We start from the raw sequence: 11883 nt of genomic DNA on the forward strand, positions 1-11883 counted from the left end.
CTGCTGCGGCCGCCCCTGCGCCGCCGGCCGCGCCGGCAGCCGGCGGTAACGGCTCCACAGCGGTGCAGTCCAAGGAATCTGTGACGGCACAGGCCAAGTAGCACGTGCAGCGCCCGACGGCGGCTGTCCCCTTCGCGGGGATGGCCGCCGTTTTTTGTCCCGGCGGCCGTCCGGCCCGGACGCGCCACATTCCTGCGCCTGGTCCTGCTGCCGGGACGCCTGCCTCCTAGACTGGGCTCATGACTGCCGAAATGAACCTGCAGGCGCTTCTGGCGGGCATGCACCCCGTTCAGCGCGAAGGGGAATATGTCTACGTCCTCTGGCCGCACGGACGGCCACTGGCAGCCGGCATCGAGGCTGCAGTAGCGAGGCTGAGGGCCTGACAGTTGTGTTGCCGCGGGCTGAGGCGGACCGGCAGGGGCTCAGCTATGACTTTGTCGGAGCGTGGATCACGCTGCAGATCCACTCGGACCTCGAAGCGGTGGGCCTCACCGCGGCAGTCAGCAGGGCCCTTTCGGAAGCCCGGATCAGCTGCAACGTCCTGGCGGGGTTCCACCACGACCACCTCCTGGTGCCGGTGGCGGATGCGCCCCGTGCCCTTGAAGTCCTGGCCGAACTTGCTGCCAGGAACCGGGATGCACCGGCCCGGGAGCTGATGCTGCGCAGCGAGGATCCCTCAGACAGGGAGGCCATCCTTGCCTTGACGGCCGAGGCTTTCGCCATTTCTCCGGCCACCGGACTGCCGGCAGGAGGTGAGCCGGTGGAAGTGGGTTTGCTGCGTGCACTCTTTGATGCGGAGGAGTACCTCCCCCACCTCAGCGTAGTGGCCGTCCAGGACGGGGAGATCGTGGGCCACGTCATCAGCACCCGCGGTTGGGTGGGGGACCAGGGGCTCCTCGGCCTTGGCCCCATCGGTGTCACTCCCCGGCTGCAGCGGCAGGGCATCGGTTCGGCACTCATGCGGGAGACAATCGACAGGGCAAACGCCGCGGGGGAACACGGCATTGTCCTGCTTGGAAGCCCCGACTACTATGCCAGGTTCGGCTTTGTCCCGGCGTCCACCTTCGGTATCCAGGCGCCCGACCCGGCGTGGGGCGACTACTTCCAGTTCCTGCCGCTCGCGCTATGGTCCGGCGGCGCCCACGGCACGTTCCGGTACGCCGCACCATTCTCACTCATCTGACGGGATACCATTGACCCGGCGCCCCAGTAGCCCAATTGGCAGAGGCATCGGACTTAAAATCCGCGTGTTGTGGGTTCGAGTCCCACCTGGGGTACTTAGAGAAGCAGGAGACTTCGCGGTCTCCGGCAGGAAGCCGCCCGTATCCTACGGGCGGCTTCCGACGTTTAATTCCACATATGCAACGACTGTTATAAGGATGTGACCTCACTCACTTATCTTCGCCTGTGATTTGCATTAGCTTGAAGCTACATCAGGAATACCTGATTTTTCGTGTCGAAGGCCGTTCGCACCTTTAGATCGAGGAGCTCGTAAATGACTTTATTCCCCCAGGCGGGAGCCCGCGCTGCCAAGCTGACAGCGCTTGGCATCGGCGTTGCCTTCATGGCAACGGCTTGCGGCGGTTCGTCCACACCCACGGCGACCGAAACCACCACTGGAGCAGCGGCGACCGGAATCGCGTGCCCGGCGCCGGGGTCAACCGGCGGAAGCAGCGCGGCGCCCACCAGCGGCGGCGGGGCCGTTCCGCCGTCGACCGGCAGTACCGAAACGCCGTTGAAGCTGGGCTCGCTGCTTCCCACCACCGGCTCGCTGTCCTACCTCGGCCCGCCGGAAATCGCCGGTGTGAACCTTGGCGTGAAGGAAGTCAATGACGCCGGCGGTGTCCTGGGCAAGCCCATCGAAGTGGTCCACCGGGATTCCGGCGATACCAAGACCGATATCGCCACGCAGTCCACCACCGCCCTGCTGGGCCAGGGAGTCAGCGCCATCATTGGTGCAGCCTCATCCGGTGTGTCCAAGACGGTGATCAACCAGATCACCGGTGCGGGGGTCCTGCAGTTCTCCCCGGCCAACACGTCTCCGGACTTCACCACCTGGGATGACAAGGGCCTGTACTGGCGCACGGCTCCTTCCGATGTGCTGCAGGGCAAGGTCCTGGGCAACTACATGGCTACCTGCGGTGCCCAGACAGTGGGCATGATCGTCCTGAATGACGCCTACGGAACCGGCCTGGCCAAGAACATCAAGGCTGCCTTCGAGTCAGCAGGCGGCAAGGTTGTTGCCGAGGAGCTGTTCAACGAGGGCGACACCCAGTTCAGCAGCCAGGTGGACAAGGTCATCGCGGCCAAGCCGGACGCAATCGCCCTGATCACCTTCGACCAGGCCAAGAGCATCGTGCCCCTGATCTCCGGCAAGGGAGTGAACCCCAACCAGCTGTTCATGGTCGATGGCAACACGTCCGACTACAGCAAGGACTTCCAGCCCGGCACCATGCTCGGGGCGCACGGCACTTTCCCCGGAACCTTCGCCAACGAGGCCTTCACGAAGAAGCTGCTGGAAGTTGATCCGGCGCTGAAGGACTTCACGTATGGCGGCGAATCCTACGATGCCGTGAACCTGATCGCCCTGGCTTCCGAAGCCGCCGGCAGCACCAGCGGCCCGGAAATCGCCAAGCAGCTCAAGGCGGTCTCCGAGTCGGGCGAGAAGTGCAACGACTTCGCCTCCTGCGTCACCCTGCTGCGTGAAGGCAAGGACATCGACTACGACGGCCAGTCGGGCCCCATCACCTTCTCCGACGCCGGTGACCCCACCGAGGCGTACATCGGTATCTACGAGTACACCGCAGACAACAAGCTGAAGCCGGTCCAGTCGGAATTCGGCAAGCTCTAGCAATCGGCTGAACGCACACAAAGGAGCCCCCGTCCTGCCGGACGGGGGCTCCTTTGTGTCCTGCCCGTTGTTACTCGACGGTGTCGGCCAGGGTTCCGAGGTAAAGCTGGATGACCTTGGGATCCTTCATCAGTTCACGGCCGGTACCCGTGTAGGCATCGCGGCCCTGGTCCAGGACGTAGCCGCGGTCGCAGATCTGCAGGCAGCGGCGCGCGTTCTGCTCCACCATGATCACGGACACCCCCGCACGGTTGATCTCGTGCACGCGCAGGAACGTTTCGTCCTGCTTGACGGGAGAGAGGCCTGCGGAGGCTCATCCAGGAGGAGCACGGCCGGGTCCATCATCAGGGCGCGGCCCATGGCCACCATCTGCCGCTCACCGCCGGACAGCGAACCGGCGCGCTGGGCACGCCTCTTGCCCAGCTCGGGGAAGAGGCTGGTGACAAAGTCGAACCGCTGCGCGAAGTCCTTGGGCCGCTGGAACATGCCCATCTGGAGGTTCTCCTCGATGGTCAGCGTGGAAAACACGTTGTTGGTCTGCGGGACGAATCCGACGCCGCGCGTCACCAGCTTGTTGGCCTTCAACCCGGTGATGTCCTGGCCCCGGACCACTACCGTGCCCGAGTGGACCTTCACCAGGCCGAACATGGCCTTCAGGAGGGTGGACTTGCCGGCGCCGTTCGGCCCGATGATGCCGATCAGCTCACCCTTGCGGGCCTCAATGCTGCAGCCGTTGAGGATGTTGACCCCGGGCAGGTACCCCGCCACCAGGTCGGTGACTTTCACAACGGCGTCACCGCTGCTGACAGGCTGGGCGGCCGGGACCGCGCTCGTGCTGCTGCTCATTTGGTGTCCCTTTCCGTACTGCCGTGCCGGCCGCTGTGGTCCCCGTGGGGGCCTTCCGTGGTCCGGGGGCGGGCTTCCTCTTCCGCCACGGTGTCAAGCGAAATGATGCCCGCGTTTTCGGTGCCAACGATCGACTCTTCATCCGCCACAAGCTCTGCGGCAAGCTCCTTGATGCCCTCGGAGTCGCCGAGATCGACGTCGTGGTGGGCGCCCAGGTACGCGTCGATGACTGCAGGGTTCTTCATGACCTCGCCGGGCGGGCCTTCCGCCACCACCTTGCCTTCGGCCATGACCACCACCCAGTCGGCAATGTGCCGGACCATGTGCATGTCGTGTTCCACGAACAGGACGGTCATGCCTTCGGCCTTCAGGTTCTTGATGTGGTCAAGCAGCGACTGGGTCAGGGCCGGGTTGACGCCTGCCATGGGCTCGTCAAGCATGACCAGCTTCGGCTGCACCATGAGGGACCGTGCCATTTCCAGGAGCTTGCGCTGGCCGCCGGAGAGGGATGCCGCGTAGTCATCCTTTTTGGCGTCAAGCTTGAACTTCTCCAGAAGCACGTTTGCCTGGGCAGTGATCTCCTTCTCCCGGCCGCCCCAGATGCCCTTGAACAAGGCCCTGGACAGGCGCTCGCCGGGCTGGTTGGCCGCGCCGAGCCGCATGTTCTCCATGACCGTCAGCTTGCCCATAACCTTGGTCAGCTGGAAGGTCCGCACCATGCCCATGCGCGCCACCTTGTACGGTGACACCCCGGCGATGCTCTTGCCCTCGAACTGCCACTTTCCGCTGTTGGGCGTATCGAATCCGGTCAGCAGGTTGAACAGGGTGGTCTTGCCCGCCCCGTTGGGACCAATCAGGGCCGTGATCTTGTGCCTGGGGATTTCGAGGTACTCCACGTCCACGGCGTTGATGCCGCCGAAGCTGCGGGTCACGTTTTCCGCGACGACGATGGGGTCGCGTTTCTTGCAGCCGGGACCCACTTCCCCGGCGGCGATCGGCCGGGTATCGGTCATGAAGTCCGGGGTGCTCCCGGCGGCTGCCGGTACTTCGCTGTGCATGCTCATGCGAACGCCAGCTCCTTCTTGTTTCCGAAGACGCCCTGGGGCCTGAAGATCATCAGCAGCATCAGTGCGACGCCCACCAGGATGTAGCGCAGCTGGCCCGCCTGGACGGTGTTCAGCCACGTAATGGTGCCCGATTCGATCAGGCCGTAGAGGATGCCCTGGGTCAGTGACAGGACCACCCAGAAGATCATGGCGCCGATGACCGGTCCCAGGACTGTGGCCAGGCCGCCCAGCAGCAGGCACGTGTAAAGGAAGAACGTCAGTTCCGTGCCGTAGTTGGCAGGCTGCACCGCTCCGCGGGGGAGGGTGAAGACCATTCCGGCGAGAGCCCCGAGCACACCGCCGATGACCAGTGCCTGCATCTTGTAGGCGTAGACGTTCTTGCCCAGTGAACGGACCGCGTTCTCATCCTCGCGGATGCCCTTCAGGACACGGCCCCAGGGGCTGCGCATCAGCAGCCATACCAGCGTGCAGCACACGACCACCAGCCCCCAGCCGATAACCCGGATGAAGAAGTCGCGGTTGTTCATGCCGAAGTAGGACCCCTCGGGGAAGGGGTTCATGGCGTAGAAGCCGCCCTCGAACGCTGCCAGGCCGTTGGCGGAGCCGGTGACGGATGTGAGCTGGTTGGTGGTGACGATGTAGCGGACGATTTCCGCGGCCGCGATGGTGACGATGGCCAGGTAGTCCGCCCGGAGCCGCAGGGTGGGGATGCCCAGGAGCAGGGCAAAGATTGCCGAGGCGGTGATGGCTATCAGCAGCCCGAGGAAGAACGGCACTCCGAAGGTAAGGGTGGAGATGGCGAACCCGTAGGCCCCCACCGCCATGAAGCCGGCCTGCCCGAAATTCAGCAGGCCGGAGTAGCCGAAGTGGACTGCGAGGCCGAGCGCGGCCAGTGCATAGGCGGCCGTGGTGGGGCTGAAGATTTCACCCGCGGCGCTGGCAAAAATGAATCCAAAATCCATGTCTGTTTCCTAACCCACGCGCTCGCGACGGCCCAGGATGCCCTGTGGCCGGAACAAGAGGACAACGATCATGATGAACAGGGCGCCTACGTACTTCAGGTCGGCGGCAAGGCCAAACACCGTGGTCAGCTCCACGAAAATGCCCACGATGATCGAACCGATCAGGGCTCCGAACACGGTACCGAGGCCGCCCAGCGTGACGCCTGCGAAAATGAGCAGGAGGATGGCCGAGCCCATGTCGAAAGTGACGCCGGGCCGGTAGTAGGCCCAAAGGATGCCGCCGAGCGCAGCGAGCATGCCGCCGGTGATCCACACGAGCCGGATCACGGCGTCCACGTCAATGCCGGAAGCGGCGGCCAGCGCCGGGTTGTCCGCCACTGCGCGGGTGGCCTTGCCCAGCCTGGTCTTGAGCAGCACGATGCCGATCAGGGCGATCACCACCGCGCTGATGCCCAGCGACCAGAGGTTGTTGGGCGAGATGGATACCGGGCCCAGCTGGATTTCGGGGCTCTGGGCATACGGAAGCTGTTGCGTGGCGCCGCCGAAGTAAAACTGGATGACGTAACGGACGGCCAGCGCGAGGCCGATGCTGACAATCATCATGGGCACCAGGCCGGTCCCGCGGCGCCGCAGCGGCCGCCACAGGCCCCTGTCCTGGGCATACCCGAACAGGGCACCGCCCAGCAGGGACAGGATCAGTGCCAGCCAGAAGGGCAGCCCGGCCGCGTTGAACGCGAACACCAGCACCGCGCCCAGCGTCACCATCTCACCGTGGGCGAAGTTGGTGAGCCCGGTGGTTCCGAAAATCAGGGACAGTCCCACCGACGCCAGCGCGAGGAGCAGGCCGAAGCTCAGTCCTGCCACGAGGCGGTTGAGCAGGTTCTGCCCGAAATCCTGCTCCTGGACCACGATGCCCTTGCCGAAGGCAAAGATCACTGACAGGTTCGAGGTCTGGCTGAAGGTGACCTCACGCGGGTTTTCTTGCCCCTCGGCGAGCTTGATGCCTTCAGGCAGGGTGGATTCGTCCAGTTCCACGGTGTAGGTGCCCTGCTCGGGCACGCCGATGTTCCAGGAGCCGTTCGCTGACGACTTGGCCGTGCCGGTGAAGTCGCCCTTCTTTGCCGTGATGGTCACATCCGCCAGGGGTGCGCGGGTGTCGTCGCGGAGGAAGCCGCTGATGTTGTTCTGGAAGGTCTGGTTCGACGGGGATGGTGTCGGTGCTGGGGAAGCGGCCTGGGTTGCCGGTGCTGCGAGGAGGAGGATCGCCAGGATGGTTGCACTGATGGCTCCCATGATTCCCGGCAACCCCCGGCGTCGTCCGGCCGGCTGGCCGTGGGGTGTACTTCTCAAAATGAAAAACCTCCACTTGGGGGCGGTCTCGGCTGCGCCATTGCAGCCGCTGCGAACGGACGCAGGGCGGGGAGGCGCCATCTCGCCCGGCACCTTCACGCATGTGAGTTCCGTCACCCTGCTTGGCTTATGCTACAGCGCGCGGGATGCCGCAAATGCCGAGGTCCAGGCCTTGTTGGTAGCGATCAGGTAACAACTCCGGCAGCCCGGGCGCGCAAACGGGAGGAGCGCCCCAAGAAACCTTTGTTGAGCCACGGTATTTTCCAGGCGGCAGGGTGCAGCCGGGCTTGGGCAACGGCACCGGCCAGCGTCACGGTTGCGTTGCATAGCCGCCCGTTCGGGAACTTTCAGGGGTGTATTGGCGTGGTAATTGGTACCGTAAACCTTAAGGTTCACATCACACCCACACGGAGGAATCCAGCAATGGCACTTGGCGGCAACCCGATCTTCAACGGAAAGAATTTCCGTGGAGCCACCCAGGCACCGCCTGTCCCGCAGGCTCCCTACGGCCAGGCTCCTTACGGCCAGGCTCCTTACGGCCAGCAGGGCTGGAACGCCCAGCCGCAGGGTATGACGGACGAGCAGCTGCAGCAGATGTACAGCCGGCCCTCCGCCGGCCCCGCTGACACCGGGCGGATGACGATCGACGACGTCATCGTCAAGACGGCGGCCTGCCTCGGAGTGCTGCTCGCCGGTGCCGCTGTCACCATGGTGGTGGGCCTGAGCCTGGCATCCCTGCTGATGGTCGTCGGTGCGCTCGGCGGCTTCGTCCTGGCGCTCGTCAACACGTTCAAGAAGCAGCCGTCCCCGGCCCTGATTCTTGCCTACGCAGGCCTCGAAGGCCTCTTCCTCGGCGGCCTCACCCGCGTCCTTGACACCATGTACCCGGGCGTTGGCCTCCAGGCCGTCCTCGGCACCCTGTCCGTCTTCACCGTGACGCTTGTCCTGTTCAAGAGCGGCAAGGTGCGCGCCACACCCAAGGCCATGAAGTTCTTCATGATCGCCTCATTGGCTACGCGCTCTTCTCCGTGGTCAACCTCGTCATGATGCTGACCGGCCTTACCTCGGAACCCTTCGGGTTGCGAAGCGGCATCATCGGCGTCGTCATCGGCATCCTGGCCATCGGCCTCGCGGCATTCTCGCTGGTCATGGACTTCACCAGCATCGAAGCCGGCGTCCGCAGCGGCGCCCCGCAGCGCTTCTCGTGGACGGCCGCGTTTGGCCTGACCGTCACCCTGGTCTGGCTGTACGTGGAAATCATCCGCCTGCTGGCCATCCTCCGCGGCGAGGAGTAACCGGCAAGGCGGTACCGCCGCCGGAACCCGAACAGCAACGGAGGGCCCCACCAGATTCCTGGTGGGGCCCTCCGTCTGCCTGCGCCCGGGCGTCCTGCGGCTCAGGCGATGCGCATCGCCCCGGCGGCGGGTGACACGGTGAAGATGTCCGGCTCCGTGAAGCCGGCCTCGGAAAACGCCCGCACGACGGCGTCGCGCACCTTGTGTTCGCTGGCGGCGGGGGTGAGTGCGATGGCTGCACCGCCGAACCCGCCTCCGGTCATGCGTGCGCCGATGGCACCGGCTGCCCGCGAGGTATCCACCGCGAGGTCAAGTTCCGGACAGGAGATCTCGAAGTCATCCCGCATGGACGCGTGGCTGGCGTCCAGCAGATGGCCGATGGCAGCGGGTCCCCGGTCGCCGAGGAGTTCCACGGTCTGCAGCACCCGGTCGTTTTCGGTGACCACGTGCCGGACGCGCCTGAACGTCACCTCGTCCAGCAGCCCGCTGGCTTCCGCAAGGTCGCCCACCTGCACGTCGCGCAGGGCTTTGACCCCCAGCACTTCAGCGCCCAGCTCACAGGCCGCCCGCCGGGAGGCATAACCGCCGTCGGCATGGGAGTGCGACACCTTCGTATCGATGACCAGCAGGACCAGCCCCGCGGGCTCCATTTCGAATGGAACAAGGGTGGCGTTCTGGTCCCGGCAGTCCAGGAACACCGCGTGCCCGCGGGCGCCGCGGAGTGAGGCGGACTGGTCCATGATGCCGGTGGGGGCTCCCACGAAGTCGTTCTCCGCCTGCTGGGTGGCCAGGACCATGTCCTGGGCTTCCAGGCCGGCCCCGGTGAGTTCGTTCAGCGCCGTGATGACGGCGCATTCAATGGCGTGCGACGACGACAGGCCGGCGCCCAGGGGGACGTCGGAATCCAGCAGCAGTTCAATTCCCGGAACGTCGATGCCCCTTTGCCGCAAGGCCCACATGACGCCGAGCGGGTACTTTGTCCAGCCTTTGGCCGACCCCGGCTCAAGGGATCCGGTGGTGGTGGTTACCACACCCTGGTCGCCGTAGGTGGAAAGCAGCCGGACGGTCGAATCCGTGCGGACTCCGACGGCCACGCGGGCTGTCCGGTCGATGGCGAAGGGCAGGACGAAGCCCTCGTTGTAATCCGTGTGTTCGCCGATGAGGTTCACGCGGCCCGGCGCCTGCCAGATGCCTGCGGGATCGCTCCCGAACTCCTGGGTGAAACGGGCAGCCAGGTCTCCTGCAGGGGCAGGAGCCGGCGCCGTGGCGGGATCAGGTGCGGTGCTCAAGCAGAGGCTCCTTCGGAGAGGCCGGCCAGGGCCGGGGACGCGGGCGACGCCGGAACGGTGACCGAACGCAGGCGCTCGGCCACGCTTTCCGGGGTGGTGTCGTTGATGAACGCACCCATGGCTGCCTCGGACCCGGCAAGGTACTTCAGCTTATCGGCAGCGCGGCGGGGCGATGTCAGCTGCAGGTGCAGGTAGCCGGAGGGCCGCAGGACAGGGTCCAGTGGAGCCTGGTGCCAGGCCGAGATGTACGGGGTGGGGGTGGGGTACAGGGCATCCACCCGTTTGAGCAGATCCAGGTAGACGTCCGCCAGTTCGTCCTTCTCTTCACCACTGAGGGCCGCGAGGTCCGGTACGTGGCGGTGCGGAACCAGGTGGATCTCCAGCGGCCACCGGGCAGCAAAGGGGACGTAGGCGCTGAAGTTCTGGCCTTCCATCACCATCCTGCTCCCGTCCTCCCGCTCAGCACGCAGGAGCGACCCCGTCAGGTCTCCCGGCCGTCGCGGGCGTCGTGGTACTTCCGGGCCGCGTTTCCCATCACGGCGGCGCGGGGCGTGACGTACGGGTAGGCGTAAATCTGCCCGTGCGGATGGTGCAGGGTGACCCCGATGTCCGCGCCGCGGTTTTCGAACGGGAACACCTGCTGGATTCCGGGCAGGGCGTTGAGGGCGGCGGTCCGTTGTGCCCATGCCTCAATGACGGTGCGGGAGCGGGTCCGGCTGAGCCCGCTGAAGGACCCGGTGTGCTCCGGTGTGAAGGACACCACCTCGCAGCGGCCGTACGCCGGACCTTTCGTTCCCCACGCCGCATCCTCCGGCACGGGGCCGAGCGCCGGTCCCAGGGAGGGAAAGCGGTTCTCGAAAACCACCACGTCGTAGTCCGCGGCCGGTATCTCGGAGGGGTTGCTGCCTGTGGTGGGGCAGATGGGGCACTGGTCTGCCGGCGGGAGGTGGGTCCGGGTCTGGCGGTGCGCTGCGACTGCCACCCACTCGTTCGTCAGGGCATCGAACCGGACTTCGCCCGGTTCACCCCGCGGGGGAAGGCCGCGGTGGTCCGTGGTCAGTTCGGCTGCCCGCGAAGCAGTAGTGCCGGCGTCGTCGAAATAAATCAGCTCCCGGCCGTCGGAGAGTCTGGTGCTGGTGATCCCTGTCATGCAAAAAGTCTCGCATAGCCGATCAAAAAAGAATAGTTACGAACAAAAAATAACATTGACTATTGGTGCCGCCGGCGATGGCCGGGGTACCGTATGCCCATGACATCGTCTCCACACCAGGAATCCCCGGCCGGTTCGACTCCCCAGGCTTACGCGACGGGGCGGCAATATGAGCTGCGGCGCGGCGATGCCCTGGCCGTGGTTACCGAACTGGCCGCAGGCCTCCGCTCCTTCCACCGCGGCGGAGTGCTCCTCACGGAGACGTACGGCGACGACCAGATCCCGCCCGGGGCCACCGGAATCACGCTCGCCCCCTGGGCCAACCGGGTGGAGGACGGCACCTGGTTCCTGGACGGCAAGAAGCAGCAGTTGGACATCACCGAGGTTGGCCGGAACAACGCCAGCCACGGTTTGCTGCGCAATGCCGCGTACGCCCTGGTTGACGAGTCGGAACACTCGGTCTCCCTGGAGGCCACCATTTTTCCGCAGCACGGCTATCCCTTCCTGCTGCGGCACCGCGTCCAATACCTCCTGGACGACACCCTGGGCCTGGTGGTCCGGCAGACCCTTGCCAACCATTCCAAAGCTCCGGCCCCGTTCGTGCTCGGCGCCCATCCGTACCTCCGCCTGGGCGATGCGCCCATCGAGGACCTGGTGCTGACGGTGGCTGCGGACACCCGGCTGGTGGCCGATGACCGGCTCATTCCCCGCAGCGCAGCACCCGTGGCGGGAGACACCGACTTCCGGTCCGGCCGGCACATCGCCGAACTCAGCGTGGACGTCGCGCTCACCGGCCTGAAGCGCGTGGACGGCAAGGCCCGGCATACCCTGAGTGCCGCCGATGGGCGCAGCGTCAGCCTCTGGCAGGATGAAGCCTGCGAGTATGTCCACGTCTTCGTGAGCACCGAGTACCCCGGCCGCAGCCGCGCCGTCGCCGTCGAGCCAATGACCGGCCCGGCAAACGCTTTCAATTCCGGCGACGGGCTCCGCTGGCTGGCACCCGGCGAGGCCTTCACCATCGAGTGGGGGATCGACTACAGCGTCGGGGCGCAAGGCTAGCGGTTTCCCATTAG

General features: G+C 65.6%; 8 protein-coding genes, 1 tRNA gene and 3 pseudogenes. 6 read left to right on the top strand and 6 right to left on the bottom strand.

Annotated elements, in window-relative coordinates; all coding sequences use genetic code 11:
• Window positions 1-239: 239 nt before the first annotated feature.
• The 4 genes from G205_RS23595 (at window position 240) to G205_RS00015 (ending at window position 2851) form a co-directional block, all read left to right on the top strand.
• A complete protein-coding gene (locus tag G205_RS23595) occupies window positions 240-383 on the top strand; it encodes an ACT domain-containing protein (RefSeq protein WP_338058345.1) in 144 nt (47 codons plus the stop codon).
• Between the two features lie 5 nt (window positions 384-388).
• Window positions 389-1183, top strand: a complete 795-nt coding sequence (locus G205_RS00005; protein ID WP_009356207.1) for an N-acetyltransferase — start codon at window positions 389-391, stop codon at window positions 1181-1183.
• A 20-nt stretch (window positions 1184-1203) separates the two neighbouring features.
• Window positions 1204-1277, top strand: a tRNA-Leu gene (locus tag G205_RS00010).
• A 218-nt stretch (window positions 1278-1495) separates the two neighbouring features.
• On the top strand, window positions 1496-2851 hold the full coding sequence (locus tag G205_RS00015) for an ABC transporter substrate-binding protein (protein ID WP_009356208.1): 1356 nt from the start codon (window positions 1496-1498) through the stop codon (window positions 2849-2851).
• A 70-nt stretch (window positions 2852-2921) separates the two neighbouring features.
• Here the strand turns inward: G205_RS00015 and G205_RS00020 are convergent.
• The 4 genes and pseudogenes from G205_RS00020 to G205_RS00035 form a co-directional block, all read right to left on the bottom strand.
• Window positions 2922-3697: pseudogene (locus G205_RS00020) on the bottom strand (ABC transporter ATP-binding protein).
• Complete coding sequence (locus G205_RS00025) at window positions 3694-4761, bottom strand: ABC transporter ATP-binding protein (RefSeq protein WP_009356209.1); 1068 nt, start codon at window positions 4759-4761, stop codon at window positions 3694-3696. The pseudogene G205_RS00020 and the gene G205_RS00025 overlap by 4 nt, the downstream one beginning before the upstream one ends.
• Entirely contained in the window at window positions 4758-5726 is a 969-nt protein-coding gene (locus G205_RS00030; protein ID WP_009356210.1) for a branched-chain amino acid ABC transporter permease, read from the bottom strand. Before G205_RS00030 ends, G205_RS00025 begins: the two co-directional genes overlap by 4 nt.
• 9 nt (window positions 5727-5735) lie before the next feature.
• On the bottom strand, window positions 5736-7019 hold the full coding sequence (locus G205_RS00035) for a branched-chain amino acid ABC transporter permease (RefSeq protein WP_009356211.1): 1284 nt from the start codon (window positions 7017-7019) through the stop codon (window positions 5736-5738).
• 480 nt (window positions 7020-7499) lie between these two features.
• On the opposite strand from G205_RS00035, the pseudogene G205_RS00040 reads away from it, so the two are divergent.
• A pseudogene (locus G205_RS00040) lies at window positions 7500-8371 on the top strand (Bax inhibitor-1/YccA family protein).
• A 101-nt stretch (window positions 8372-8472) separates the two neighbouring features.
• Here G205_RS00040 and galK read toward each other — a convergent pair.
• Together galK and galT are read right to left on the bottom strand one after the other, a co-directional pair.
• Window positions 8473-9660 (bottom strand): galactokinase, encoded by a 1188-nt coding sequence (gene galK / locus G205_RS00045; RefSeq protein WP_009356213.1) that lies wholly within the window; start codon window positions 9658-9660, stop codon window positions 8473-8475.
• Window positions 9657-10810, bottom strand: a pseudogene (gene galT, locus G205_RS00050) (galactose-1-phosphate uridylyltransferase). The gene galK and the pseudogene galT overlap by 4 nt, the downstream one beginning before the upstream one ends.
• Before the next feature lie 93 nt (window positions 10811-10903).
• Between galT and G205_RS00055 the strand changes: the two are divergent.
• Window positions 10904-11869 carry an aldose 1-epimerase family protein gene (locus G205_RS00055; protein WP_420867176.1) on the top strand — a complete coding sequence of 322 codons (966 nt, stop codon included), beginning with the start codon at window positions 10904-10906 and terminating at the stop codon, window positions 11867-11869.
• The last annotated feature ends 14 nt before the right edge of the window (window positions 11870-11883 follow it).

This window comes from Arthrobacter nitrophenolicus, from assembly GCF_000332815.1.
GTDB lineage: Bacteria > Actinomycetota > Actinomycetes > Actinomycetales > Micrococcaceae > Arthrobacter > Arthrobacter nitrophenolicus.

Coding starts and splice junctions, on each gene's coding strand:
- G205_RS23595 (WP_338058345.1), top strand. CDS start 240: ATGACTGCCGAAATGAACCTGCAGGCGCTTCTGGCGGGCATGCACCCC.
- G205_RS00015 (WP_009356208.1), top strand. CDS start 1,496: ATGACTTTATTCCCCCAGGCGGGAGCCCGCGCTGCCAAGCTGACAGCG.
- G205_RS00025 (WP_009356209.1), bottom strand. CDS start 4,761: ATGAGCATGCACAGCGAAGTACCGGCAGCCGCCGGGAGCACCCCGGAC.
- G205_RS00030 (WP_009356210.1), bottom strand. CDS start 5,726: ATGGATTTTGGATTCATTTTTGCCAGCGCCGCGGGTGAAATCTTCAGC.
- G205_RS00035 (WP_009356211.1), bottom strand. CDS start 7,019: ATGGGAGCCATCAGTGCAACCATCCTGGCGATCCTCCTCCTCGCAGCA.
- G205_RS00055 (WP_420867176.1), top strand. CDS start 10,904: ATGCCCATGACATCGTCTCCACACCAGGAATCCCCGGCCGGTTCGACT.